The sequence below is a fragment of the Clostridium tagluense genome, assembly GCF_003865095.1.
GTDB classification, from domain to species: Bacteria; Bacillota; Clostridia; order Clostridiales; family Clostridiaceae; genus Clostridium_AD; species Clostridium_AD tagluense.
On the sequence record NZ_BHYK01000012.1, the window covers coordinates 13,303 to 39,405 of the forward strand.

Annotated in this window: 26 protein-coding genes; 21 read left to right on the forward strand and 5 right to left on the reverse strand. The window is 29.7% G+C overall.

The annotated features are described in order from the left end of the window. Positions 1-194: 194 nt before the first annotated feature. Together Ctaglu_RS11985 and Ctaglu_RS11990 are read left to right on the forward strand one after the other, a co-directional pair. Positions 195-923: a glycerophosphodiester phosphodiesterase gene (locus Ctaglu_RS11985; protein ID WP_125001928.1), complete on the forward strand. Its 729-nt coding sequence runs from the start codon at positions 195-197 to the stop codon at positions 921-923. 36 nt (positions 924-959) lie between these two features. Then, positions 960-1,721: a YdcF family protein gene (locus Ctaglu_RS11990; protein ID WP_125001930.1), complete on the forward strand. Its 762-nt coding sequence runs from the start codon at positions 960-962 to the stop codon at positions 1,719-1,721. A gap of 207 nt (positions 1,722-1,928) precedes the next feature. Here Ctaglu_RS11990 and Ctaglu_RS11995 read toward each other — a convergent pair whose 3' ends face one another. After that, on the reverse strand, positions 1,929-3,212 hold the full coding sequence (locus Ctaglu_RS11995; protein WP_125001932.1) for an MATE family efflux transporter: 1,284 nt from the start codon (positions 3,210-3,212) through the stop codon (positions 1,929-1,931). A gap of 637 nt (positions 3,213-3,849) precedes the next feature. Here Ctaglu_RS11995 and Ctaglu_RS12000 point away from each other — a divergent pair. The 10 genes from Ctaglu_RS12000 to Ctaglu_RS12045 all read left to right on the forward strand — a co-directional run bounded on the left by Ctaglu_RS12000 (position 3,850) and on the right by Ctaglu_RS12045 (position 15,156). Then, positions 3,850-4,230 carry a hypothetical protein gene (locus Ctaglu_RS12000; protein ID WP_125001934.1) on the forward strand — a complete coding sequence of 127 codons (381 nt, stop codon included), beginning with the start codon at positions 3,850-3,852 and terminating at the stop codon, positions 4,228-4,230. 258 nt (positions 4,231-4,488) lie between these two features. Then, positions 4,489-5,157: a response regulator transcription factor gene (locus Ctaglu_RS12005; RefSeq protein WP_125001936.1), complete on the forward strand. Its 669-nt coding sequence runs from the start codon at positions 4,489-4,491 to the stop codon at positions 5,155-5,157. Next, positions 5,144-6,142, forward strand: coding sequence for a sensor histidine kinase (locus Ctaglu_RS12010; RefSeq protein ID WP_125001938.1), 999 nt, complete (start codon positions 5,144-5,146; stop codon positions 6,140-6,142). The genes Ctaglu_RS12005 and Ctaglu_RS12010 overlap by 14 nt, the downstream gene beginning before the upstream one ends. A 76-nt stretch (positions 6,143-6,218) precedes the next feature. Next, a complete protein-coding gene (locus tag Ctaglu_RS12015) occupies positions 6,219-6,974 on the forward strand; it encodes an ABC transporter ATP-binding protein (protein ID WP_125001940.1) in 756 nt (251 codons plus the stop codon). Continuing rightward, the gene (locus tag Ctaglu_RS12020) at positions 6,974-8,995 is read left to right on the forward strand and encodes an FtsX-like permease family protein (RefSeq protein ID WP_125001942.1); all 2,022 of its coding nucleotides are present in this window, start codon (positions 6,974-6,976) and stop codon (positions 8,993-8,995) included. Before Ctaglu_RS12015 ends, Ctaglu_RS12020 begins: the two co-directional genes overlap by 1 nt. Before the next feature lie 257 nt (positions 8,996-9,252). After that, on the forward strand, positions 9,253-9,828 hold the full coding sequence (locus tag Ctaglu_RS12025; RefSeq protein WP_125001944.1) for a sigma-70 family RNA polymerase sigma factor: 576 nt from the start codon (positions 9,253-9,255) through the stop codon (positions 9,826-9,828). After that, positions 9,818-10,792: a DUF4367 domain-containing protein gene (locus Ctaglu_RS12030; RefSeq protein WP_125001946.1), complete on the forward strand. Its 975-nt coding sequence runs from the start codon at positions 9,818-9,820 to the stop codon at positions 10,790-10,792. Before Ctaglu_RS12025 ends, Ctaglu_RS12030 begins: the two co-directional genes overlap by 11 nt. 897 nt (positions 10,793-11,689) lie before the next feature. After that, positions 11,690-12,493, forward strand: coding sequence for a CsxC family protein (locus Ctaglu_RS12035; RefSeq protein ID WP_373861677.1), 804 nt, complete (start codon positions 11,690-11,692; stop codon positions 12,491-12,493). Positions 12,494-12,628: 135 nt separating this feature from the next. After that, positions 12,629-14,197, forward strand: coding sequence for a CsxC family protein (locus Ctaglu_RS12040; RefSeq protein WP_125001948.1), 1,569 nt, complete (start codon positions 12,629-12,631; stop codon positions 14,195-14,197). Positions 14,198-14,337: 140 nt separating this feature from the next. Next, entirely contained in the window at positions 14,338-15,156 is an 819-nt protein-coding gene (locus Ctaglu_RS12045) for a CsxC family protein (protein ID WP_125001950.1), read from the forward strand. A gap of 150 nt (positions 15,157-15,306) precedes the next feature. Here Ctaglu_RS12045 and Ctaglu_RS12050 read toward each other — a convergent pair whose 3' ends face one another. Next, positions 15,307-15,822, reverse strand: a complete 516-nt coding sequence (locus Ctaglu_RS12050; protein WP_125001952.1) for a DUF7852 domain-containing protein — start codon at positions 15,820-15,822, stop codon at positions 15,307-15,309. Between the two features lie 270 nt (positions 15,823-16,092). Here Ctaglu_RS12050 and Ctaglu_RS12055 point away from each other — a divergent pair, with 270 nt between their 5' ends. Then, positions 16,093-16,410 carry an ATP-dependent Clp protease adaptor ClpS gene (locus Ctaglu_RS12055; protein WP_125001954.1) on the forward strand — a complete coding sequence of 106 codons (318 nt, stop codon included), beginning with the start codon at positions 16,093-16,095 and terminating at the stop codon, positions 16,408-16,410. 2 nt (positions 16,411-16,412) lie between these two features. Then, complete coding sequence (gene clpA / locus Ctaglu_RS12060) at positions 16,413-18,707, forward strand: ATP-dependent Clp protease ATP-binding subunit ClpA (protein WP_125001956.1); 2,295 nt, start codon at positions 16,413-16,415, stop codon at positions 18,705-18,707. 37 nt (positions 18,708-18,744) lie between these two features. On the opposite strand, the gene Ctaglu_RS12065 is transcribed toward clpA, so the two are convergent. The 3 genes from Ctaglu_RS12065 to Ctaglu_RS12075 form a co-directional block, all read right to left on the reverse strand. Then, positions 18,745-19,509 carry a flagellar motor protein MotB gene (locus Ctaglu_RS12065; RefSeq protein WP_125001958.1) on the reverse strand — a complete coding sequence of 255 codons (765 nt, stop codon included), beginning with the start codon at positions 19,507-19,509 and terminating at the stop codon, positions 18,745-18,747. A 2-nt stretch (positions 19,510-19,511) separates the two neighbouring features. After that, the gene (locus Ctaglu_RS12070; RefSeq protein ID WP_125001960.1) at positions 19,512-20,297 is read right to left on the reverse strand and encodes a flagellar motor protein; all 786 of its coding nucleotides are present in this window, start codon (positions 20,295-20,297) and stop codon (positions 19,512-19,514) included. A 166-nt stretch (positions 20,298-20,463) separates the two neighbouring features. After that, positions 20,464-20,832, reverse strand: coding sequence for a VOC family protein (locus Ctaglu_RS12075; protein ID WP_125001962.1), 369 nt, complete (start codon positions 20,830-20,832; stop codon positions 20,464-20,466). A gap of 131 nt (positions 20,833-20,963) precedes the next feature. On the opposite strand from Ctaglu_RS12075, the gene Ctaglu_RS12080 reads away from it, so the two are divergent. The 7 genes from Ctaglu_RS12080 (at position 20,964) to Ctaglu_RS12110 (ending at position 25,975) form a co-directional block, all read left to right on the forward strand. Next, positions 20,964-21,701: an MBL fold metallo-hydrolase gene (locus Ctaglu_RS12080; protein WP_125001964.1), complete on the forward strand. Its 738-nt coding sequence runs from the start codon at positions 20,964-20,966 to the stop codon at positions 21,699-21,701. Between the two features lie 261 nt (positions 21,702-21,962). Further along, positions 21,963-22,826, forward strand: coding sequence for a YitT family protein (locus Ctaglu_RS12085; RefSeq protein WP_125001966.1), 864 nt, complete (start codon positions 21,963-21,965; stop codon positions 22,824-22,826). 95 nt (positions 22,827-22,921) lie between these two features. Further along, positions 22,922-23,164 carry a hypothetical protein gene (locus tag Ctaglu_RS12090; RefSeq protein ID WP_125001968.1) on the forward strand — a complete coding sequence of 81 codons (243 nt, stop codon included), beginning with the start codon at positions 22,922-22,924 and terminating at the stop codon, positions 23,162-23,164. Positions 23,165-23,473: 309 nt separating this feature from the next. Next, positions 23,474-24,229, forward strand: a complete 756-nt coding sequence (locus tag Ctaglu_RS12095) for an acyl-CoA dehydratase activase (RefSeq protein ID WP_125001970.1) — start codon at positions 23,474-23,476, stop codon at positions 24,227-24,229. 155 nt (positions 24,230-24,384) lie between these two features. Then, positions 24,385-24,723, forward strand: a complete 339-nt coding sequence (locus tag Ctaglu_RS12100; RefSeq protein ID WP_125001972.1) for a PadR family transcriptional regulator — start codon at positions 24,385-24,387, stop codon at positions 24,721-24,723. Positions 24,724-24,734: 11 nt separating this feature from the next. After that, complete coding sequence (locus Ctaglu_RS12105) at positions 24,735-25,400, forward strand: permease prefix domain 1-containing protein (RefSeq protein ID WP_125001974.1); 666 nt, start codon at positions 24,735-24,737, stop codon at positions 25,398-25,400. Positions 25,401-25,402: 2 nt separating this feature from the next. Further along, positions 25,403-25,975 carry a DUF4825 domain-containing protein gene (locus tag Ctaglu_RS12110; protein ID WP_125001976.1) on the forward strand — a complete coding sequence of 191 codons (573 nt, stop codon included), beginning with the start codon at positions 25,403-25,405 and terminating at the stop codon, positions 25,973-25,975. Positions 25,976-26,103: the final 128 nt, after the last annotated feature.

Consider the following 26,103-nt stretch of genomic DNA (forward strand, 5'->3'; position numbering starts at 1 on the left):
TACTTTCACCCTCTATCTTAAATTATAGTAACTGGTCTACATATAGTATATTATTATTTCTATATTGTCAATAAAAATCAATTGATGATATAATTTACTTACAGTTTATTAATAGTAAAATATCACTTTAGGTAAAAGTTGAGTGTTTACAAGTAAACTTATAGAAAAAAATATTTGGAAAAGGAGTTGGTATTATGACTATTAATTACGCGCATAGAGGTGCAAGTGCATATTACCCGGAAAATACAATGCTTTCCTTTGAAAAGGCTTTAGAAATGGGTGCTACAGGAATAGAAACAGATGTGCAGTTAACAAAGGATGGTGTGTTAGTACTTATTCATGACGAGATGGTTAATAGGACAACTAATGGGGAGGGATTTGTAAAAGACTATACTTATAAGGAACTAAATAAGTTAGATGCTGGTTCTTGGATGGACGAGAAGTTTGCAGGAATTAAAATTCCTACAGTTGAGGAGTTAATTTACCTAACTTTGGATAAAGATATTATTATTAATTTTGAAATCAAAAATGGAATAGTAATATATGAAGATATTGAACAAAAACTTATTGATCTAATTTATAAGCATAAAATAAATCATAAAGTTATTTTATCTAGTTTTAATCACTATTCTATAGCTAAGTGTAATAAAATATCTAAGGGAATTAATACAGGTGTATTATATATGGAAGGGATTTATAAGCCATATAATTATGCAAGCACTGTTGGGGCAAATGCTATTCATCCATATTTTCCTGCCATAAATGAGGAAGTAATAAAACAAACTCAAAAGCACAGGACTCAGATAAATGTGTTTACTGTGGATGATGAAGAGAAAATGAAATTTTTCTTAAATATGAAGGTTGATGGTATTATAACTAATTGTCCTGATAAGCTCCATAAAATAATGATATTATATAAATAAAATTGATATCTAAAACAGGAGAGGCTAGGGGAAATTATGAAAAATAAGAGTAATATATATTTAGCTTTAGGTATATTATGTGAAGTTTACTTTATAGGAACAATAATATTTGGAGGAAGAGTAACTTTTGCTGAGTTTTATCTGGGCCTTGGAGTATTATTAATAACACTAGGGTTAATTAAACAGAAAAGTAAAAGTGAATATATTTTAATAAAACCTGGTAAGACTCGAACAGCAATAAAAATATGCTTTTTTATAGGACTAGCTTCTTTTGTAGTTATTGAAGCATGTATAATTCAATCAGCCATATCAAAGCATAAAGATAAAAGTGATTACCTATTGATTCTAGGAGCGGGAGTCAGAGGAGAAGTTCCATCAACGGCACTTTATCAAAGGCTTTACGCTAGTCTAGAGTATATTAAAATCAACCCTAAAGTTACGATAGTAGTTTCAGGGGGGAAGGGCTCTGGGGAAAGTATAACTGAAGCAGAAGCTATGAAAAGATTTTTAATAAAACATGGAGTAGCACGGGGGCAGATAATAAAGGAAGAAAAGTCAACTAGCACTTTAGAAAATATGAAATTTACAACAGAGGTTTTAGAAGCATTAGAGGGAAGTGAAAATATAGAAGTAACTATTGTAACAAATAATTTTCATATGTTTAGAGCTAAATTCTTAGCACAAAGGCAGGGCTTGAAGGTATATGGATATCCTGCAGCACTTCATCCGATGCTAGTGCCTACATGCTTTGCTAGGGAGTATTTAGCAGTAATAAATTCCTTTGTATTTGATAGATAATAATATTGAAATGCCATTTAAGCTAAGAAGTTTTTCTTATATTATGCTATAACGAAAAGTATATATTACCGAAAATGCTTTACTTCGCCGTGGTAATTATAAATTACTACGGCCTATTTAAATGTATTCTACGCAATATATACTTTTTAAAAATTAGCATAGTTATATAATCTATAAAATATATATTATGGAGTGGACAAATTTAAATCAAACAGGTTTTCTTCTAATAAAAAACATCTGTACTACTAAAAACACTAATAATTCCCCACCTAAATTACTAAGCCATATGCCGTTATTTCCTATAATTCTAGGCAATATGAATAAAGAGATTTGTGTAGCCATAAAGCCTCTAAATAAGCATATAACAGTTGAAACCTTGCTCATTTTGATACATTGAAAATAAGATGACTTAATTATATTAATAGCAGTAAAGAAAGTTCCTAAACTAAATAATTTAAATGCACTATATGTTATGGATATTAATTCATTGTTAGAAGTGAAAAAGGATATTATGTATTTCCCAAATAAGAAAACAATAAAAAAGTTAACAAATGCTGCTATAAGCGCAGTATTTAAAGCTAGTGAATAGTAATATTTAACTTTCTTCTTATCTTTAGCTGCGTAGTGAAAACTTAATAGGGGTTGCATACCTTGGGCTATACCCAAAATAATCATAGTTACAACTGTTATAGTATAGTTAATTATACTATAGGTAGCAGCTCCACTTCCACCAATTCTCTTTAAAATCACTATATTAAATGACATTGTTACTACCGCTATAGTACATTCTGTTAGGAATGAAGGAAATCCTATTATTGTTATATCTTTAATTGCTTGAAGAGATAGTTTGCATCTTTTAAACCTAAGAACTCCTTTTCCTCTTAAAAAATAAATAATTGCTATCATCATACTTACAAGTTCACCTAAACCTGTAGCTATAGCAGCGCCTATAATACCCCATTTAAATATAAAGATAAATATATAATCTAGCAATATGTTAGTTAGAGAGCCTGCTATCATTGCACACATAGCAAGTTTTGGCGCGCCATCATTTCTTAAAAAACAGTTTAGTCCCTGGCTTAAAACTAAAGGTATGGAAAACAAGAAACAAAACCTTATATAATTATACACATCATCTATTAAATAATCTGGTGATCCTAATGCATAAGTTATAGGTTTTGAGAAAAACACACCTACTATAAATAAGGCTATTGCCGCTATAATTAAAAGCAAAATAGATTCATTGAATTTATTTATAGCCTCCTGTTTTTTACCATACCCTAAGTTCATTGCAACCAGAGTCGATCCACCAACAGAAATTATGAGCGTTAATGCTGTAGCTATTAGGGTTGGTGGGAATGCTATATTTACGGCTGCCAATGCATTACTCCCAACACCTCTGCCTACAAATATTCCATCTATAATAATATATAATGATGCAACTAACATTCCGGTCACAGCTGGGATTACATAATTAAAAAAATTTTTCATAAGAATTATCGCCTCTCTACAAAGAAGAATTATATACTCTACAACGACTATAGAGTCAAGAAAAAAATTCTAGTGTATATATCTAAATATTTATTCCCCATACTTACCTTTGCAATCTTCTTTTGGGGCTTTTTGTTTAAAAATGTTATGCCTAAAGGGTTAGTAAGCATAGATTTTATGTATTTATTTTTATTTCTAAAAGGGATAATCCTAATTTTTTATAAAATAGTATAAAGTCTAACTTATAAAATTGTTCTAGGGAATAATATCTATATCTCTTTTCTATCCTAAAGTATAATATACCTTGTTATTCTTTTTTATTATATCAATAAGGCTACAATTAATGCAACTAGCTATCTGGTGGTATGCTATAAGCACCAGATATTTTTGTAAGTAGCGCGCAATGTATATGCATGTATATGAATATTTATTCAATAAAACTCGAATTAAAATTAAATTTAAAGTCGTTATTTTAAAGTCTTAACTGATGTAAATGCCTTGTTTAAATACGTTTAAGCATTAACAAATTATGAATAGCATAATTATTTGTCAAAATAAACTATTGACTAATGAATTAAAATGCAATAGAATGTATAAAAGTAAACAAGTTATTCTATTAATTTAGGGGGTAATATAAATGTCAAACACACAATTATTTCAATCAAAAAAAGAATTAGTAGGTTTTATTTCGGAATATCTTATTAAACATGATGACACAATAGCAATCATAAAAAAAGATTTAAGAAAAGATTTAATTAAGTCTTTACTTATAAATGAAGATTTTAATGTCTTTAAAGATCTTTCTGATTCAGATGAAAATGTATTATTTCTAATTAAGACAGGTGATAAAGAAGGAAAAAATTTAAGCCTTAAAATTTGCGATGCACATAATAAAAACACTAAAGCTTTTAAGATGGTGGATATTGATAATATATTGATTGTTGATAATTTGATTACTAAGGATGAAGCTAAAAGTATTACTTACTATAAAGAAATTACTAAAATGAAATTGCAATGAATATACCCTCCGACTATGGAGTCCATCTGAAATTTCCTATTATCTTAACTCATTACAAATACATATTCTATTTATAAAACAACCAACTTACTTAGTTCATTGTAAGTTGGTTGTTTTTTTTGAAGCTGTATTAATATTGCAGTATAGCAGATGATGATTTAATGAGAGTGATTAGTATATCCTTACTGCTAAATATATCCCTGTACCTTAAAGAAATGGTATAATTAGCATTATAAATATAAAATTAGGAGATTTACTATGAATAAAATTTTAATAATAGAAGATGATTTAAAACTTAAAAAGTATATGCAAGAATATCTAAATGGGTATGGTTATGAAACTATCCTCTTAAATGCTTTCCAAAATGTATTAGAAGATGTGAGCCTTATAGAGCCTAATCTTATAATATTAGATATTAATCTTCCAACCTTTGATGGTTTTTATTTTTTAAAGATCATTAGGAATAAATCGCAGGTTCCAGTAATTATTGTTTCAGCTAGAAGTGAAGAGGGGGAACAAATTAGAGGAATGGAATTAGGGGCAGATGATTATATAACAAAGCCGTTTAGCATGGGCATACTACTGGCAAAGGTAAATGCTGTGCTGCGAAGAACAAATAATGTGGTTGATACCGAAGATTTTAATGCTTCTGGATTAACTTTGATTCATGATAGTATGAGGTTAAAGTTTGAAGAAAAGACAGTAGATCTTAGCAAAAATGAATACAAGCTACTAAAGTTATTTATGAGAGATGTCGGAAAGGTTATAACTAGAGAGGAATTATTAGAAACATTATGGGATGATAGGGTTTTTATTGATGATAACACCTTAACGGTGAATATAACTAGGGTTAAAAAGAAACTTAAAGATTTGGAAGCTAAAAATTCAATTGTTACAAAACGAGGAGTGGGATATGTGTTTAACTAAATTAGTAATAATGGTTTTAAAAAAAGAAAAAACTGCCATAATAATATATTTACTAAATACAGGAGTTTTAGTGAGTTTTTATTATTTAATATTTGATAGTAGAGAGATTATATATCCTATAACTGTAAGCCTGTTTTTCTTAATGATTTACATTATTTATAAAACTATTGAGTATAACAATTTCTATATAAGGCTTGGTGAAGCTAAAAAAAGCCCGAATTATAAGGAGAAATTTGATAATAATGTGGAGGTTTTTGATGCTATAAATGAAATACATGATAGCTATATAAACAAGTTTTATAAAATGAAAAATAGGATAAAGGAAAGGGATACCCTTATGGCTCAATGGGTGCACAATATGAAAACATCTATAACAGTTATAGATTTGGCCTGCGAGAAAGGGTTAAAAGAGTTAGAAAATAGTGATTTTATTGATGACATAATAGAAGAGAATAAGAAGCTACAGGATAACTTAGAAGAAACGCTTAATTTGTTTAGATTAGATGAATTTGCAAAAGATTATATCCCTGAGAAAGTTAACCTGCGGGAGCTCGTAAATAGCGCCGTTAATAATAAAAAAAGAGAATTTATATATAGTAAGGTATTCCCAAAAGTTATTATAGATGAAAAATATAATATATATACAGATAAAAAGTGGTCAAAGTATATGCTAGAGCAGATAATAGCTAATGCAATAAAATATTCAGAAAAAGAAAATAGTTACGTTACCTTTAGTGTAGTGGAAGAATATAATTACATAACATTATGTGTAGAAGACAAAGGGATAGGTATAAGGAAGGAAGATATATCGCGAGTATTTCAGGCTTTTTTTACTGGTACTAATGGTAGAAATAATAAAAAATCATCAGGAATTGGCCTATATATGGTTAAGTTGGTTTCAGATGAACTAGGGCATAAAATCCATATAAAGTCTAAGCTAGGTGAAGGAACTATAGTAGAAATCAGCTACCTTTCAAAATTGTAAGGTTAAGTAATGTTTTTCAATTAGAGAATTAGGACATTAGATTTATACTTAAGTTACAATAAAGGAGTGGATTTATATGGAAATATTACAAATTAAAAAACTTACTAAAGTTTATAATGCTTTTAAAGATGCAAAGGAAGTTATAGCACTTAATGAAGTAAGTTTTAATGTGGACAAGGGTGAGTTTATAGGCATAATGGGACCTAGTGGAAGTGGAAAAACTACGCTATTAAATATATTATCTGGTATAGACAAGGCTACCTCAGGAGAAGTTCATATTAATGGGCAGAATATTATTAAAATGAAAAAGGATGAGCTAGCTTTATTTAGAAGAAGGAAGGTTGGCTTTATATTTCAAGATTTTAATCTTTTAGATAGCTTAAATATTAAAGAGAACATAGCCTTTCCTTTAATAATAGATAAGGTTAATCCTAAAGAAATAGAGCAGAGAGCTAAAGATATTATGAAGTACTTAGGTATAGAAGAGCTACAAAACAAGTATCCTTATAATATATCAGGTGGAGAAAAACAAAGAACCGCAGCTGCTAGAGCACTCATATGTGAACCTTCAGTTATATTTGCGGATGAACCAACGGGTAATTTGGATTCAAAATCTTCAAAAAGTATAATGACAACTTTTAAAAATATGAATGAGGAAAAAAGCTCTACAGTAATTATGGTAACTCATGATGCCTTTGCAGCATCTTTCTGTAAAAGAATAATTTTCATAAAGGATGGGGCTATAAAATTAGAAATAGTATCAGCAGGTGATAGAAACAAATTCTTTGATAAAATATTAGAAGCTCAAAGTGTTATAGGAGGGGAGAAATAATGACTTTTTCTTCTATAATTATAAAGAATATTAAATTCAATTTTAAAAAATACATAGCTTACTTTATAGCTAATAGCTTTATTATTGCTGTTTTATTGATGTATGGTAGTCTAGTGTTTAGTAAGGAATTTATAGAGGGTTCTCAGACGTATGGTCTAAAGGATAACTTAATGTCTATGTTGGTGTTAATGATTGCATTTTCAATTGTATTTATTTCCTATACAACTATATCCTTTATAAGATATAGGGGGAAAGAATTTGGAGTATATTTGACTTTAGGGGTTACTACTAAGGATTTAAGGAAGATATTATTTATTGAAAATATTCTAATACTGTTTGCGTCGATGGTAACCGGTATGCTAGTTGGAACTTTGTTTTCTAGGCTGTTTTATATGATAATAGGTAAAATACTTTGGATTGAAAATTTTAGACCTAGTCTGAATATAAAGACCTATTCTATGTGTTTAGTTATAGCTCTAATTATTTTCTTGATAAATTCAATATTTCAAGTGATATTTGTAGGAAAGCTATCCATAATGGAACTTATAAAATCCTCTTCTAGAGCAGAGGTAGGTAAGAATAATTTTATAATTGGAACAATAGCTTTGATAGCATTAATAACAGCTTTGTATCTTTTTCCTAAAATAATTAAACAAGAAATATTTAGAGAAAGTGAAAGCGTAATGATCATAATTATTATAACAACAATAATAGCACCTTATTTTATAATAGGATCACTAATATCTATGGTAAATGGAGTACTTGTGAATTTTAAAAGAGCATATAATAATAATATTTTAGTATTATCAAGTTTACAGCATAAGTTTATATCTTATAAAAGCGTTATTTATTTAGTTTTAATATTGGCAGCAGCAGCTATTACTTTTATAAGCATGACATATAGTATGTATGGCACAATAGAAAAAGACACAAACAATAGATATCCTTGTGATATTAATTTTATTGAAAATACTAAGCTTAACAAAATATCAGGCCAGGAGCTTAAAAACATAATAAAAGCGAGTGGTGGAGAAATAAAGGAGCATAAACTTTTAGAAAGCATAAATCTTATGGATTATAGAGCTTATGAAGGTAGGGTTATGGCGTATGGTAGAAATATTGCTGTCATAAGCCAGAGTAATTACAATAATCATATGGGTACAAATGTGGTTGTAAATAATGGAGAGCTAGTACAGGTATCTAACCCTAGTAGGGGTAATAAGTTTAAAGATAGTGACATAATTATTAATTTCAATGATTTCTCTAAACAAGAAGAACAAACGGCAAAGCTTGAAGAAGGCAATAATGCACGGATAGAGGATTTTTTAGCCACTATGGATAAGGATAGCTATATGTATGTTGATAAAAGTAAAAAGAAATATTTAGAAGGATTATATACTAATGAATTTTGGTCATTAGATTATTATAGGGGAACAGCTCTTATAATTAATGATGAAGATTATAAAAGAATAAAAGAAAAATTAGGACCACAGGTTGTTTCTTATGACCATTTAATTAAATTAAAAGACGCTAAGGATTACAAAAGCTTTAATAGCATTTCAAGTAAATTAAAGAAGTTAAATCATGGAGATGAATCTTTAAAACCAGAATTTAAACAGCAAATTTTAGAAAAAAGTATAAAAGAAAATGGCTTTATGCTTTTCTCAAGTTTATTTTTAGGAATGATGTTTTTAATATCCAGTGGAGTTGTATTATATTTTAAGGTGTTAACCGGTGTTGATGATGAAAAGGAAAGGGTAAAAAAATTGGTGCAATTAGGTATGACAGACAGTGAAGTATCAAAGGTTTTAACAAAAGAACTTACAATAATCTTTTTTACTCCAGTAGTTTTGGCTGTTAGTTTAATAACATATTTTTCATCAGTAATATATGGAGTTGTACCAAATGGAGAGTATATGTTTAATAAATCACTTTGTGTGTTTGCAACTTATATAGTTTTACAAATGGTAGCTTTCTTTATTACAAGGGGGAGGTACATTAGGGAAGTAATTAGATATTAGTATTTTTTCTGATTCACTTATTATATAATGTGGTATCTTATGGTTCAAGGGGATTTAAATTTAAATCTTCTTGTACCTTTTCTTTTTTGAATGTGACTTAGTATTAAAAATTAAGGACATTTCTTATTGGGGATAGAAAGTTGTTTTACATATATATATTAAAAAGATTAGAATATATGTAATGGAATGAAAAATTTTACGTATTAACATATGAGATTACTTGGCCGAGTAAAAAAATAAGAAAAAGGGGGGGGGAGATGAAGCAACTTGCGTTGTGTGATATTTCATATAAAAAAGAAATTACAGAAGAATTATGTAGAGAAGAAGAATTTGCTCGTATTTTTGAAAGCTATTACAAAAGAGTTTACAACTATATGTATTATCGTGTTAATAGCATTGAAACCTCAGAAGACCTTACAAGTCAGGTTTTTGAAAAAATAATGGTTAAAATAGATATGTATTCTCAAGGTAAATCACCTTTTGAGGTGTGGATGTTTGCTATAGCTAGAAACATAGTAAATGATTATTTTAGAAGTCTAAAAAAACATAAATTATTTTCTCTTGACACAATTAAGGACTTAGTATCAAGAGGAAAAACTCCCGAAGATATAATATTATCAGCAGAAAGTAACAGTGAACTTTCAAAGGCTTTGAAGATTTTGAATGAAAGGGACAGAAATATTGTTTCTCTTAAGTTTGGTGCAAATCTTAAAAATCAGGAGATAGCACAAATATTAGATATTACGGAAAGCAATGTTGGAGTGATACTTTATCGAACAATGAAAAAGCTAAAAAAGAAAATCGAGGAAGAGAGGGGAAAATATGAGCAATAAGAGAATTGAAGACAAGTTTTCTAAGGAAATAGATGCTTATTTTAATGGTATAGAGGATAAGAAAAAAACAGAGCCTAGTGAATATAATGAACTTTTACAATTTAGTAAGAATATATCAAATAAGGATTTTAGCAAAGATAGTAATAAACAAGCAGTATTTAATAAAACTTTAAAAAGTATAGGTGAAAATAAAGGAGAGAATGTTATGAAAAAATCCAATAAATTTAAAAAAGCTGCTATTTCAGTCGCAGCCATATGTGTAGTAAGTGTTTCTTTAATGCAAACATCCTTTGCTCGAGATATAGCTGATAGGGTAATAAGAACTATATCTTTAGGACATATAAGTATTATACAAACGGAACCATCTAAAATAAAAGAAATAAGACTTACAGATGAATTTAAAGGCAAAATTTTTGATGAACACAAAAAGCCAGTACAAGTAGTTACAGAGAAAAATTACAACGGATTATACACAGAAAAAGGTGAAAAAATTGCTTATACGGAGGATGGTAAAATAATAACTGTAGCTGAGAAAGAAAAAATGGACAAAGAAAGTGAAGAAGCGATATTTAAAATAAAAGATTCTAGTAAATTAAATGAGTATACTTGCTTTGATGTTAAGCTTCCAACATTTTTGCCAGAAGGATATAAATTTGATAGAGCAGAAGTTTATAAGGAAGCGAATGAAACAAAAGTTAAAAACAGTAAATATATTAGTTTATATTTTACTAATAAGGAGACAGGGAAGTTTATATTTATGCAACAAAGGTTTCCAGATGAAACCACTAAATGTGTATCTGGAACAGACGGCAGGATGGAAGAAATAAAAATTAATGGGGTAAATGCTGTAATAAGTGAGAATAGAAACATTGATTGGGAAACTAAAGATTGTGTTTATATGTTAGCGGGTAGAGGAGGAATTACAAGGAGTGAACTAATAAAGATTGCAGAATCTATTAAATAATAATTAACACAAATAAATAGCAAGTAAGAGATGCTAGAACAATGACTTGTTATTTATTTGCTTAAGATATAGATTCTTAGTGAGGAGATTTAAAATTCTAGCGATATGTGACTTTGTTCTATATGTATGCACAAATTTAATATATGGAATTTGTGTATACTTATAGAAAATTCAAAAGTCATAGACTTATAGCATGGAATAAATTATTATATTGGAAAAGCAATTGATTTTAACATTAATAAGGATGAGTTTGAAAAAACTACATTTGTAGTTTTAGCTAAAAAATCAAAGATATGCGTAAGATAATAAGAAGCAAACAATAAAAACCCCAAGCTACCTTGGGGTTTTTACTATTTGAAAGAGTTTTTAGAGAATATGATATAGTATAACTGAGTGAATTTAGAAAATGAAGTTTATTTGTTAGGAGAATAAGATAAACTTCACTTAACATTTAATAGTTTCGCCATATTATTTTTATTTAAACATATGTGAAAGAATTTTTTATAAAAAAGCTAGAAATTATACTATAATAAATTTAAATAAGGTTAGCATTTTACACAACTAAATATTTTCCACTAGTAGTTAGCCTAGATGTTAACATTAAAAAACAGGAACATAGGATTAAATCTTATGTTCCTGTTTTTTTATATTTAAGATCATTTAATCATGCAGAATAAATTATAGAATCTTTATTTTCTAACCCTTTTTTCTGTAACACAATAGCATAAATAGTAATAGTATATACTATAGATTACACCATGAATCCTATATTTTACAGGGTGTATCATGAAATCTTTAGCAGTAAGAGTTGAGGTAGAATGTAGTAGATTTAGTGTAATAGATATATAAAATTTACAGAGTATATTTTGTTAGATTAAAAGGAGGATAATATTATTTATGAATATTAATTATAAATATAAAGATAGTGAAATGGGAAAGTGTGATTCTCAAACTGCAGCTTGTTCTTTAGAAAGGCAGGCTTGTGCAACAGTTACTACTCAAGCTGAATCAATAACTGAACAAATGGATGTAACACCCGCTGTTATTGCTGCTGGACCTGTAGTAGTTAAGATCCCAGTTGTAATAGCAGAGACCAATATAACAATCCCTGTTGAAGCTACTATCACATTAGACCAAACAGTTATGGAAATTAAACGTATTAAAAAGAATGTATTTTTAACTCAATCCCGTCTTATCCCATTTTCTAATGACGGCCGTAATTGCACTGGAATACTATTTATAGCAGGGTTTATTAGAAAGAATATTGAGTATGCAACTCAAACTTGTCCATCAGGTACAAATGTAAATGTATGTGGAGATATAAGGCACTGTACAGTTCAAGTTCCATTTAATTTCACTACTAGAGTTACTTTCCTTAGACCACCTATTTTTATTGAAAACACTACTCCAAGTGAACTAGAATTCTTTACAGATAAACTTTCAAGCTGCGATGCTTGTGCAGATCCAGTACTTGGACGTAATCCTTGCGATCAAAATTTCTCATTCACAGAATTCTTTAATGAAAAACCTTTTGTTGAATTAGTAAGAGCAGATATTACTGAAATTGATATTCACACAAATCCTACTTCAAACTGTCAAACTCCTACAGAGCAAAGGTTCACAGAACTCACCGAAAAAATAGTAGTCAATTTAACACTAAAAGTTTTACAAAACCAACAAGTTAGAGTTACAGCAATCTAATCTTTAATTTTAGATATTAATTAATTTATATGCTCTAGACCCAAAGCTTACTAAGAGTGGTTTTGGGTCTCTTTCTTAGGAAGGGTTACATTTAAAGTTTTTTAGACCATAGCATTTTGAATAGGAGGAGAAGTTGTGCTTAAAATAAACAATTTAATGGAATATGATGATATCCGACATAAGAAAAAATGTGATGAAGAACATTATAATGAAAAGCAAGATAAAAGGGATCATAGTGATGATCAGCATAAAAGAAAACAAGATGAAAAGCAACATAAAAGGGAACATAATGATGAGCGGCGTAAGAGAAAACAAGATAAAAAACAACATAAAAAGGATCATAATGATGAGCGTCATAAGAGAAAACAAGATGAAGAGCATCATAAAAAGAATCATAATAGTGAGCTACATAAAAGAAAACATCACGAAAAACATCATGACGAAGTAGATCAAAAAAGGGAGCATGATAAAAATTATTTTATAGAAAGAGATTTATTTAATTTTTTTAAAACTTATATTGCAGAAAATAATAACTATGTTCCCTTAGAAAATAATCTAGAAGAGGAAAACCTTGATATACCCAAGGCGGATGACATAGAAAATGATGTAGAAGATGAGAATCGTAATTTATCAAAGGATGATGACTTAGAGAACAATGTAGAAGACAAAAACCTTGATATACCCAAGGCGGATGACATAGAAAATGATGTAGGAGATGAGAATCGTAATTTATCCAAGGATGATGACGTAGAGAATAGTGTAGAAGAGAAAAATCTTGATATACTCAAGGAGGACTTAGAAAGTAGTGTAGAAGATGAAAACTGTAACTTATCCAAGGAAGATAGCTTAGAAAATAAGAATTATACTTGTTTTGAAGATTTATATAATGAAGACTTGCTAGAAGAAAATCACAATACCATTCCAATAGAAGAGTTTTCTAAAGATACACTTAATAATCAAGTGGACGAGGTTAAAATTGTGAATTTTAAAACAGTGGTTACTTCTGAAATGCTACCTCTTTGTGAGAATATTATTCATACTTCAGAAGTCACTGTAGAGCCTGTAACAGTAAAAATTCCAGTAGTGTTAACAGAATGTACTCTAACTATTACTGTTGAGTCTTCGCTTAAGCTAGAGGATGTTGTATTAGAAATTAAACACATTAGAAAAAATGTATATTTAAATCAGTGCGAACTTATCCCGAGTTCTGAAGATGGAAAACCCAATACAGGAATACTATTTGTAGATGGCTTTATTAGGAAGAATATAGAATACACAACCAAAGATCATAATGATAAGGGGGTGTCATGCGGAAGGGTTAAACATGCTACAGCTGAAGTTCCTTTTAAATGTACTACCAGAGTAACGTTTAAGTCTTACCCTAAGTTTAAACCAAATAATTATCAAGAGGAAGTGAAAATACTAAAAACTAGCATTAAAGTTTCTAATCCCTGTGAGGAAGGCATAATTGGAGAAGATAATCGAGAGCAAAATTTTAAAATAATCGAATACTTTAATGAAAAAGTATCCTGTGAATTAATTAGTGCTGAAATTATTGAATCTGATATTCTTGAAAATCCAATAAATAAAGAGTATAAAATACCTTTAGAACAAGGATTTCACAGCATCACTGAAAAGGTAGTGTTATCACTAACAATAAAATTATTACAAAATCAACATGTAGATATTTCAAAAAAAAATTAGTAGTTCTGTAACGTAAAAACATAAATTGTAATAGTATATAATATAAAGATTACACTATAAATCTTATATTTTACCGAGCAGTTCACTAACTCTTGAACAATAAGTATACTTTCGTTAATTCAAAAGGAGGATAATTTATTATGAATATTGATTCTAAATTAAATCAAGAAAATCAAATAAACACGGGTAATGATTCATATATTGCAGATATTGCAGATTGTTGTTTAAAAAATAATCATTGTGCAACAGTCACTACTCAAGCTGAAACAATAACAGAAGAAATTGATGTAATTCCTACTGTTATTTGTCCTGGGAATACAGTAGTTAAGCTCCCTGTTGTGCTAGCAGAGACAAAAATAATAATTCCTGTCGAAGCTACTATCACATTTGACCAAGTAGTTATGGAAATTAAACGTACTAAAAAAAATGTATTTCTAACTCAATCTCGCTTAATTCCATTTTCTCAAGACAGCCGTACTGGCACTGGGATATTATTTATAGCAGGTTTTGTTAGAAAGAATATTGAGTATGCAACTCAAACTTGTCCATCAGGTACAAGTACAAATGTATGTGGAGATATAAGGCACTGTACAGTTCAAGTTCCGTTTAACTTTACTACTAGAGTTACTTTCCTTAGGCCACCTGTTTTTAATGAAAACACCACTCCAAGTGAAATAGAATTTTTTACAGATAAAGTTGAAGGCTGCGATAATTGTACAGATTCTGTACTTGGACGTAATCCTTGCGATCAGAGTTTCTTTATTACAGAATTCTATAATGAAAAACCCTATGTTGAATTAGTAAGGGCAGATGTTACTGAAGTTGATATTCACACAAATCCAATTTCAAGTTGTGAAACGCCTACAGAGCAAAGGGTTACACAACTAACCGAAAAAATAGTGATAAATTTAACGCTAAAAGTATTACAAAATCAGCAGGTAAGAGTTACGGCAGTTTAGTACATGTCTGCAATAACTGCATGAGATTGTTAGAATACAAAAAACAGTAAACATAAGAGTAAATCTTATGTTCCTGTTTTTTAATACATAATTCTTTCTGTATTAAATGTATATACCTGTTTTTATGAAATGCTAATAAAAGGTTTATTGCTAATACATGGGGAGTACCTTACTATTAGTTAAATATATCTCATTTTTGATGTTTTTTACATCTAATGTAGCATTTTTTAATTTAAATGTTAATTCAATAGGAATATCTATATTTATTTTTGATATTATGATGGGAACTGTTAATATGAAGTTTTCATTATGATTAGTATTTATATTTTCAGTAATTTCATAAATATCATTGTCAGGAGTATCAGCAGTAGTATTATTATTATTATTATTATTGGTATTAATTTTAATTTTATCTTTTATACATTTCGTATCATCTTCTATATTTTTTTCTTGTATAGGAAATATACGGTCTAGATCCATTATATCTTTTGCATCCCTTTTGACACTTGAATTATTTAGGTCTATATTGTTTTTAAGTTTAATATTTGGTGAGTTTTTTTTAGAAATTTTATTAATATTTTCACTATAATATGATTGCTGCAGAATATTGATAATAATAATTAGTTTTAATATATTTAATTTATCACAGTTATTGTATTGTATCATAGAAAAATACTCCTTTCTTATAGAAATTAGGCACCTGAAATTCTTCCTTTTATTAAGGCATAAATACCTACTTTATAATATGTGGAAAATAAAAAAAGAGTTACTTTTAAAATGGATATATTTTAAATTCCAAAAATAAAAGATAAAAGTATAGAACAGTTGAAATAATATAGGTAAATGAAGTAATATATAAACAAGTAGGATATAATAGTCTTGTAGTAAAGTACAGAAAATAAAATAAACTTTATTAAAACAGTGGAGTTGGTAATTATGTCGCAGCAAAATATTTTTGATGAAAAAGTTAATATTAAAGAGAAAGTAGAAATTGACATTAGGAAGCCCAATAAGTACAACGTAATCATTCACAATGATGATTATACAAGCATGGAGTTTGTTGTGCAGGTTTTAGTTGGAGTTTTTAAAAAACAGGTTGTGGAAGCCACAAAAATTATGTTTGATGTCCATAAAAAGGGTAGAGGCATTGCAGGAATATATAGCTATGATGTAGGTGTAACAAAAATCATCCAAGCTATGGAGATGTGTGAAGAAAGTGGGTTTCCATTAAAATTAACCCTAGAAGAGGAGTAATTATGCAATTAGATAATATAGTAAATGAGATTATTACTGCAGCTTATAATGAAGCGCAAATGTCCAATCATGAATATTTCACACCAGAACATATTCTTTATGCCTCTTTATTTTTTGAAGAGGGAATTGATATAGTAGAGAATAGTGGTGGTAATGTTAAGAGACTAAAAAAACAGATAATTAAATTTTTAAAGGAAAATATAGATGTTGTAGAAGACGCGGAGCCGATACAAACCATTGGAATCCAGACAATTTTATCAACAGCTGAAGATCACGTTATGCTTTCTGGAAAAGAGCTGGTTAAGATTGGTGATGTGATTGTAGCCATGTATGATGACGAGGAAAGCTTTGCTTCATATTTTTTGAGAAAACAGCAAATGAAAAGAAGGGATCTTCTCAATTACATAGCTCATGGTATTTCTGTAGTAGATACTTTTGATTTTGCAGGGACAACAAATCATGAGCAAGAAGAAGCAGTTGAATTTGAGGAAGGCGAAGAAGATTTAGAACACACATACGACGAAGAAATAGATTCCAGTGGGAAAGAAAATTTTTTAAGTGATTTTACTGTGGAGTTAACGCAGAAAGCCAGCAGAGGGGAAATGGATCCTCTTATTGGCAGGCAAGATATTCTGCAAAGAACACTACAAGTATTATGTAGGAGACTTAAAAATAATCCAGTGCATGTAGGAGAACCGGGGGTAGGTAAAACTGCTATCACGGAGGGGCTTGCGCAATTAATTGTAGAAAACAAAGTCCCTAAGATATTACAAGGGAGCAAGATATATTATTTGGACATGGGTTCTCTCCTTGCAGGTACAAAGTATAGAGGTGATTTTGAAGAACGTATAAAAAAAGTATTAAGGGAAATTAGTAAAGAGGAAAAGCCTATAGTGTACATTGATGAGATCCATACCATAGTTGGAGCTGGGGCAGTTTCTGGAGGCTCCATGGATGCTTCTAATATTTTAAAACCATTCCTTGCAGATGGTAAGGTAAGGTTCATTGGATCAACTACTTATGATGAATATAAAAAGCATTTTGAAAAAGATAGTGCACTAGCTAGAAGATTCCAAAAGATTGAAGTGCCGGAGCCATCTATTGAAGATACCTTTAATATTCTTATGGGACTTAAAGATAGATACGAAGCTTACCATAAGGTTACGTACAAGGAAGAAGCTTTAAAAACCGCAGCAGAACTATCTAGCAAGTATATTAATGATAGATATCTTCCAGATAAAGCTATAGATATTATGGATGAAGCTGGTGCTTATGCTAGGCTTAATTCTGAGGATAGTGAAGAAAATATTATTATAACGGAAGGTGCAGTGGAAAAAATAGTAGCTTCTATTGCAAAAATTCCAGAGCAAAGTGTGTCAAACAATGAAACTTTAACACTAAAAAATCTAGACCAAAGTTTAAAGAAGCAAGTTTTTGGGCAAAGTGCCGCTATAGACACTCTAGTAAGAGCTATAAAGAGATCTAGGGCGGGATTTAATGATGAAGAAAAACCAATAGCATCTCTTCTTTTTGTGGGTCCTACTGGAGTCGGAAAAACAGAAGTAAGTAAGCAATTATCAAAGAGCCTCGCTATTCCACTTATTAGATTTGATATGAGTGAATACCAAGAGAAGCATACTGTGGCTAGACTTATTGGCGCACCACCAGGATATGTAGGTTATGAAGAGGGTGGACTATTAATCGAAGCCATTAAAAAAACCCCTCATTGTGTGCTATTGCTTGATGAAATTGAAAAAGCTCACCCAGATGTATATAATGTGTTACTTCAGGTTATGGACTATGCAACATTGACTGATAACACTGGTAAAAAGGCAGATTTCAGAAATGTTATTTTAATAATGACATCTAACGCAGGAGCCAGAGAAGCTAGTAAAAATATAATTGGATTTGGAGATAGAATAGAATCAGGAGAAGCAGTCACTAAAGAAGTAGAACGAGTATTTTCTCCAGAATTTAGAAATAGATTGGATAATATAATTGTATTTAATAAAATTGACGAAGCTATGGCTCTTCAAATAGCTAAAAAAGCTATGAAACAGTTCCAGGAAAAGCTTTTAACTAAAAACATAAAATTAGTGGTAACAGATAATTTATATGCTTGGTTAAGTAAAAAAGGCTATTCAGAGGCCTATGGTGCTAGAGAAATCAATAGAGTAGTTCAACAGGAGATAAAGACCTATTTTGTTGATGAAGTGCTGTTTGGTGATCTTTGCACAGGTGGTAGCGCAACAGTTGATATTGTGGATGGTAAACTTAAAATTATTAAAGAAAAATAGAAAAAAAGATGTTGCTAATAAAAATAGCAGCATCTTTTTATTTGGTTTTTTCTGCTTTTGAAAATTTACTACTTAATATAATAATATCTACGGTTCTATTCTTGGCTTTTCCTATTTCAGTAGTGTTATTTGCCACAGGTCTATTTTCTCCATAGGCTACTGCGGATATCCTTTTAGGATAAATTCCTGCTTTTGAAATAAGAAGTTCTGTAACATTAGTTGCCCTAATGGCAGAAAGCTGCCAGTTTGAGCTAAATTCATTATTGCTAATTGGTGTACTATCTGTGTGTCCTTCAATTCTTACATAGTTATCAACCTTATTTAGTATTTTCCCTATACTAATTAACTGCGTTATTGATTCAGCCTTAACATTTGATTTACCAATATCAAAGAGAAGTGTACTATTGAGACTTACTTGAAGTCCTCTTTCATCAATTTTAGTGGATACGTTAGAACTTAATCCATTTTCTTTTAAGTACTTGTCCACATTTTTTTTAATATCTTTCATTTTACTTTCTTCTAATGCTTTACCTCCATCAGATGCGGTGCTTTCTACAGGGGGCGTCTCAACTACCTTAGTACTTGGATCTGTTATACTTATAGCTGAGTCATTTCCAACAATACTTTTACCACCACCTTCAAAAGCCACGTTAAGTGACTGTGATAGCTGTTTATATTTTGTAGCATCTAAGGTGCTTGATGCATACATAATAACAAAAAATATCATAAGCAAAGTTATTAAGTCTGAATAAGTTAAAAGCCATCGCTCATGATTGGGTTCTTTTTCCTCTCTCTTTTTCATTATTATGCTCCCCCATTATCCATTTCATTAAACTTCTGTATTTGTTTCTTATCAAGGAAACCTTTTAACTTTTCTGCTAAGATATTAGGATTTGCACCTTCTTGCATAAGAAGAACAGCTTCTATTATTAGTGACTTCTCTTTAATCTCTTCATTATTTAAATCCTTTAATCTTGAAGAAATAGGAAGAAATAGTAAATTTGCAGACCCAACACCATATAGAGTAGCTATAAATGCAACCGCAATTTTCTCTCCTAAAACAGATGGGTCAGAAAGGTTACTTAAAACTTGTACCAGACCCATAACCGTACCTATAACACCCATGGTAGGTGCAAGTCCACCTGCTGCCTCAAAGATACCAGCATTTTCTTTATGTCTTTCATAGGTTGATTCAAGTTCAAATTCTAAAATGGTTTTTACCATTTGAGGGTCTACGCCATCCACCACTAGCTGTAAACCTTTTTTAATAAAAGGGTCTAATGCATCAGTTATTTCGGCTTCAATGCTAAGTAACCCATCTTTTCTAGTTTTAAAGGATAAGTTTTTAAAATAACTTACAATTTCCACTAGATCCTTATCTTTTGCTGTAAATATAAGCTTAAGCATTGCCGGGATATTCTTTAATTTTTTAGGCGAAGATCCGAGTCCTACGGATCCAATTGTACCGCCAAACACAATCATAGCAGCAGTCTCAGCTACAAGCATACCGGGACTTCCACCTTCTAAAATGAATGCAGCTACCAGTGAACCAAAACTTACTATTATAAATATAACTGGGTAAATATTCATAAATTCCTCCTATTCTTGAAGTTACATAATTTTTAACTTAATGTAACAACATGTAAAATATTATAATTATTATTAACAAATAAAATAATACCATAGAATAATCTTCGAAGAAACTTATTTTTTATTTAGTCTTTAAAGATAAATATTTATTAAAATTTTATTATGACTATTTTCTTGGGATAATTTCTATCCAGTAGCCATCGGGATCCATAATAAAATATATTCCCATAGGCTTATTTTCAAAACAGATGCATCTCATTTTTTTATGGTGCAAATAGGCTTCCTCAAAATCATCTGTAACTACAGCAAGATGAAATTCATTTTCGCCTAGATTGTAGCCTTCAGTTCTATCTTTAAGGCACGTGAGTTCTAACTTATGATTAGTAGTTTCATCACCTAAAAATATAAGAGTAAAACTATCATCGGTGGCATTAAATCTCCTAGTTTCTACAAAGCCAAGTGCCTCTTTATAAAATTTAACGCTTTTTTCTAAATCCAATACATTAATATTATTATGGTCAAAAGAAAACTTCATTTAACATAACCACCTTTTCTGAAAAATTTAATATATCACATATACTATATCATCATTATATATTTGTGATAAAATAAGGGCAATAGATTTATTATTTATAAAAAATATTTTAAATATAAGGAGATGTAACTATGGAAAAAATAAAAGCGAAAATATACTATATTTATCATAGCGGTTTTGCAATTAAAACTAAAAACCATTTTTTAATATTTGATTATTATAAAGAGCCTATAGAAAATGATGATACTCATAAACCATCAGTCCTATTGTCCCCTGAAAATATTGAACAAATGAAAAATGTGGTTGTGTTTGCTTCTCATAGTCATGAAGATCATTTTAACTCTAGTATTTTGGAATGGGAGAATTATAACAGTAATATAAAATATATATTTAGTAGTGACATAACAATAAATAAAAATAAACCTAGTTATAACTTTATAGAGGAAGGTGAAGAAAGAACATTTGACGACCTTTATGTAAAAGCTTATGGTTCAACGGATATTGGTATATCTTTCCTCGTAAAAGTGGATGGATTAACTATTTTTCATGCTGGAGATCTTAACTTATGGCGTTGGAAAGAGGATAGTTTAGAGGAGCAGTCCCTAGCGGAGTCTTCATTTAAAGCTCACATAGATAAATTAAGTGAAGAAAAATCAATTGATATAGCTTTTTTTCCTGTAGATCCAAGACTCCAGGAAGCTTATTATGTGGGTGGAGAATATTTTGCAAAAAAAATTCAACCTAAATTACTTATACCTATGCATTTCGGAGAGGAAGTAAATATTACTAGTAAATTTGCAGATAAAATGAGAAAACAAAACATAAATGCAGTCCAAATAGATTATTCTGGGCAAGAAATAATATATTAAAAAAATTTTTCAATATATTTGAATAAATATATTGATTTATGTTAATGATTTAAGTAAACCAAATAAAAAAGCACTTGATGCAGTATTTTTTTTAGTCCCCCTAAATTAATATTGCATGAGGTGCTTTTTATTTGGGAATAGCTAATACTAAATTTATAAGACACTAAAAACTAGCAAGAGTAGTTTTTTTATTTACATAATTTAATAATTGTGATAACTTTATGGAGGACAAAATAGAAAGTAGAAAGTGAGATAAAGCAAATGAGAAGCGAGACTAAAAATGAAAACGTTTTAAGCTATATTTATATTATTATTGGAGCTACAATACTCGCAGCAGGGATAAATATGTTTTTGGCAAAAATAAAATTAGTAACAGGTGGAGTAGCAGGCCTTGCAATTGTTATCCAATATGTTACAGAAAAACATTATGGAAATGGAGTGCCTTTATGGCTTACTAATATTGTTGTAAATATACCATTGTTTGTCTTAGCTATAAAACTTAAGGGCAGAAAATTTGTAGGCAAATCCATGTTTGCTGCAGCCTATCTATCTTTTGCATTGTTTTATACAAGCTTTATACCATCACCAAAGGTGGATTTTTTGCTTGCGAGTGTATTTGGTGGGGTATTAGTTGGTACAGGCTTAGGCTTAGTATTAAGAGCTTCTGCTAGTACTGGTGGTACTGATTTAGCTGCAAACATAATAAAGGTTTATTTGAAGAATGTGCCAATAGCTAAAATTATACTAACACTAGATTCAACTATAATACTAATAGGCGCATTTGTATTTGGAGCTGAAAAGGCTATGTATGCGCTAATATCTGTATATATAGTTGCTAAGGTTGTAGATAATATACTTGAGGGAATAAATTTTTCAAAAGCGGTATTTATTATTTCAGATAATTCTAAGGAAATAGCAGAAATATTAATGAAAGATTTAAAGAGAGGTGTTACAGGGATAAATGGTACGGGAATGTATACAAACGGAGAAAAACAAGTGCTATTTGTAGTGGTTGGTAAACATGAAATAGTGCCTCTTCAAAAAATGGTTAAAGAAATAGACAAAAGCGCATTTATTACTATTGCGGATGTTAGAGAGGTATTGGGAGAAGGATTTACAGAATAAAAGGGTAATGTGGTAAACAAAATTAGGCAACATTTTCAAAGTATATTTGGAACTCTTCCTGTGCAAACTATATTTAGAAAGGAAGTGAGTATACTATGAGTGATAGATTAAATAGCAAGCCAGTTACCTTTGATCATCCTGAAAAACTTACACAAGGAGTATCTTTAGAAAAAGGTGATGTTGTAGCAAAAACTTTTATTAATGAAGAAGATGGATGTGTAAAGTGTAACATTGTTCTTGAAAATAAGGTCACTGGAGAAGTAGCTAAAAGAGATGAAGTTATAGGTCAGATAGTTGAAGATGAATATGAAGATGATGATGAAGACGAAGAATTTTAGATAATATATTTGTTAGTAATGAATTGTAATGTAGTTGATTAAGGACAACTGTTAGATTATTAACAGTTGTCCTTAAATTTTAAGTAAAATAAACAACTTTATTTATTATATATATATTTTTTGCTATTAAACAAGAAAATAATTTGAGAACTTCAGTACAAATGTATTATAATTATAAATATAGTTAAGTCATCATCGCCATGCTACAATATTAAAGGTTTCAGGAGGAGATTTAGAATCTTAGTGAAGTTTTTATTTGTTATAGTAGGAAAGGTCGTTAAAATACATTTGCAATAAGGAGAGGTCATTATGTTTTACATAGGAATAGATATAGGTTCAACAGCAGCTAAAGTAGCAATATTTAAGGAAGACAAGCTAGAAAAATACTTTGTAATGCCAACGGGGTGGAGTAGTATTGAAACTGCTAACACTATAAAAGAAAAATTAGAATTATTGGGAATAAATAAAGAAAATTCAAAGTCTATAGCAACGGGTTATGGAAGAGTATCTGTGCCTTATGCAGACAAAACTATAACAGAGATAACTTGTCATGGTAAGGGGGCAGCATATTTATTGTCTTCAAACTGCACAGTAATCGACATAGGTGGACAAGATACAAAGGTTATTACTGTAGAGGATGGTATGATAACAAACTTTATTATGAATGATAAATGCTCTGCAGGAACTGGCAGGTTTCTAGAGATTATGGCTAATGCTCTAGGCATGGATATAGATTCACTTTGCGATTTAGCAGCACAAGGTAGTGGAATTACCATAAGCTCAATGTGCACTGTTTTTGCTGAGTCTGAAGTTATTAGTCTTATAGGTAGAGGAGAAAAAAAAGAGGATATAGCCTATGCTATTGTAGACTCAATAGTTAGTAAAGTTAGTTCCTTGTGTGGGAAACATTCTGAAGGGTTTAATTATTTCCTTACAGGAGGTTTATCAGGGAATGCATATATTTTAAGTAGTCTATCAGAAAAATTAGGGAAAGAAGTTAGTACAAATGAATTAGGAAGATATGCAGGTGCTATAGGGGCAGGGTTAATGGCCAGCAAGTTATAGTAGATTAAAATTTCAAAGGAAACACATAGTTTATGTTATATCATGAACTATGTGTTTTTTTACGTTTTTTTAAGCAAAACGGCATAGATATTTCACGCATATTACATTGACACACATAGTAATATGCAGTATCCTATTATTAGGAGGTGAGGTTATTGACTTTGAACAATGTTAGTAGCGACCTTATAAGAGGTAATATTGATACTATTATACTTTGTGTTTTATGCCAAAAGGATAATTATGGTTATGAAATTATCAAAGCTATAAAAGAAAATAGTAACGATGAATATGAGTTAAAAGAACCTACGCTCTATTCAAGCTTAAAAAGGTTAGAAGGACAAAAGATGGTGGAATCTTATTGGGGGAATGAGAGTCAGGGGGGCAGAAGAAAATATTACAGGATTACTGATGAAGGCTTACAAATGTATAAAAGAAATTATGAAGCTTGGAAAGTTGCTCGTCAGGTTATTGATAAATTAATTGAAATCAGATAGGGGGAGTGTTTATGAGAGATATTAAAAAATATGTTGACGGACTATTTGTAAAATATAAAAAGACAAAAGAAACAGAAGAGCTACGTGAAGAAATTTCTACTAATCTTGAAGCAAGAATTAAAGATAATATGGATAATGGATTAGATTACAGTGAAGCATATGATGAAGCCATAAAAAATATTGATAGTATTGATATGTTTATTGATGGTAATAAAAAAATATATATTAATGGATTCAAGAAAGAGTTGGCTCAAATAGCTGTACTATATATTTTAATTGGATGGATAATAACAATTCCGCTTAGATTAAATTTTACCATTATAATTAGTGAAATATTTACTGTGGCTTTAGTTGGTGTAGGATATATATATTTATCTATGTCTTATAAAAACTATGATGGGTATTTAACTGAAACTTCAGTAATTAATATAAACAAAATATATAGTTGTAAAAAGTATACTTGGATCATTTGGTGGATATATATTATTTCAAATACAATATATAATATTGGTATACATTTTGCGAGCAATATTTGGTTCTCACGTGCGATTCATATTGATGGACCATTTCAATTTGCAAGGCTTATAGTATCATTTACCTTTCCTTTATTTTCAATAGTAGTTCCCCTAATTGTGAGTAGGGCATACAAATTACTAAATGAATATGAGGTGAATTAGCTATGAAAAAACGTAGAATTATAATAATCATTTTGCTGGTAATTGGTATGTTAGGATTTACAGCTATGGACTTTATCATTAGACCAAGGCAAGAAAAACAAGAAGCTAAATATAAATTAGAGCAGAGAGATGCAATAACTCATGATTTTAAAAATGTGCTCAAATATAAAAATAAATACATGGGGAATATGGGTAACATTTGCAATCTTAATTACGAACTTCCATTGTGTAATATTAATAGAACAAATGAACTTAATTCAGATGAAAGATTAGAATATATCATAAATTATAAAGAAACAGTTTTGGGTATTGGTAAAGATAAAATAAAGGCTGATCTTATTTATAATGCTGTTGCAAATTTTGCTTTGATAGATAATTTAAAAGCAATTACTTTTAAATTTATGGGATCCTCATATAAAATAACACGAAGCCATGTTCAAAATTGGTATGGCATGGAATTAAATTTACTTACAGATGAAACAAAATGGAAAAATAAAGTACAAGGAAAATTATCAGATAAAAAGTATGTGAATGAATTCTGGAAGGTGAATTTTAAAGAAAATATAAATAAGTAGGTAGTCATGTGAAAATAAATAACAAGTCAAAGACGCGCAGACTTGTTATTTATTTAAATGTGCCTTATGTCTTTTTATATAAAGGCATAAGAAAAAAATCACTAAAAACTTTGTTGTAGATTAAATAG

Coding starts and splice junctions, on each gene's coding strand:
- Ctaglu_RS11985 (WP_125001928.1), top strand. CDS start 195: ATGACTATTAATTACGCGCATAGAGGTGCAAGTGCATATTACCCGGAA.
- Ctaglu_RS12090 (WP_125001968.1), top strand. CDS start 22,922: ATGAGTGATAGATTAAATAGCAAGCCAGTTACCTTTGATCATCCTGAA.
- Ctaglu_RS12105 (WP_125001974.1), top strand. CDS start 24,735: ATGAGAGATATTAAAAAATATGTTGACGGACTATTTGTAAAATATAAA.
- Ctaglu_RS12110 (WP_125001976.1), top strand. CDS start 25,403: ATGAAAAAACGTAGAATTATAATAATCATTTTGCTGGTAATTGGTATG.
- Ctaglu_RS12010 (WP_125001938.1), top strand. CDS start 5,144: ATGTGTTTAACTAAATTAGTAATAATGGTTTTAAAAAAAGAAAAAACT.
- clpA (WP_125001956.1), top strand. CDS start 16,413: ATGCAATTAGATAATATAGTAAATGAGATTATTACTGCAGCTTATAAT.
- Ctaglu_RS12005 (WP_125001936.1), top strand. CDS start 4,489: ATGAATAAAATTTTAATAATAGAAGATGATTTAAAACTTAAAAAGTAT.
- Ctaglu_RS12000 (WP_125001934.1), top strand. CDS start 3,850: ATGTCAAACACACAATTATTTCAATCAAAAAAAGAATTAGTAGGTTTT.
- Ctaglu_RS12015 (WP_125001940.1), top strand. CDS start 6,219: ATGGAAATATTACAAATTAAAAAACTTACTAAAGTTTATAATGCTTTT.
- Ctaglu_RS12070 (WP_125001960.1), bottom strand. CDS start 20,297: ATGAATATTTACCCAGTTATATTTATAATAGTAAGTTTTGGTTCACTG.
- Ctaglu_RS12050 (WP_125001952.1), bottom strand. CDS start 15,822: ATGATACAATACAATAACTGTGATAAATTAAATATATTAAAACTAATT.
- Ctaglu_RS11995 (WP_125001932.1), bottom strand. CDS start 3,212: ATGAAAAATTTTTTTAATTATGTAATCCCAGCTGTGACCGGAATGTTA.
- Ctaglu_RS12045 (WP_125001950.1), top strand. CDS start 14,338: ATGAATATTGATTCTAAATTAAATCAAGAAAATCAAATAAACACGGGT.
- Ctaglu_RS12030 (WP_125001946.1), top strand. CDS start 9,818: ATGAGCAATAAGAGAATTGAAGACAAGTTTTCTAAGGAAATAGATGCT.
- Ctaglu_RS12080 (WP_125001964.1), top strand. CDS start 20,964: ATGGAAAAAATAAAAGCGAAAATATACTATATTTATCATAGCGGTTTT.
- Ctaglu_RS12035 (WP_373861677.1), top strand. CDS start 11,690: ATGAATATTAATTATAAATATAAAGATAGTGAAATGGGAAAGTGTGAT.
- Ctaglu_RS11990 (WP_125001930.1), top strand. CDS start 960: ATGAAAAATAAGAGTAATATATATTTAGCTTTAGGTATATTATGTGAA.
- Ctaglu_RS12065 (WP_125001958.1), bottom strand. CDS start 19,509: ATGAAAAAGAGAGAGGAAAAAGAACCCAATCATGAGCGATGGCTTTTA.
- Ctaglu_RS12085 (WP_125001966.1), top strand. CDS start 21,963: ATGAGAAGCGAGACTAAAAATGAAAACGTTTTAAGCTATATTTATATT.
- Ctaglu_RS12095 (WP_125001970.1), top strand. CDS start 23,474: ATGTTTTACATAGGAATAGATATAGGTTCAACAGCAGCTAAAGTAGCA.
- Ctaglu_RS12020 (WP_125001942.1), top strand. CDS start 6,974: ATGACTTTTTCTTCTATAATTATAAAGAATATTAAATTCAATTTTAAA.
- Ctaglu_RS12075 (WP_125001962.1), bottom strand. CDS start 20,832: ATGAAGTTTTCTTTTGACCATAATAATATTAATGTATTGGATTTAGAA.
- Ctaglu_RS12025 (WP_125001944.1), top strand. CDS start 9,253: ATGAAGCAACTTGCGTTGTGTGATATTTCATATAAAAAAGAAATTACA.
- Ctaglu_RS12055 (WP_125001954.1), top strand. CDS start 16,093: ATGTCGCAGCAAAATATTTTTGATGAAAAAGTTAATATTAAAGAGAAA.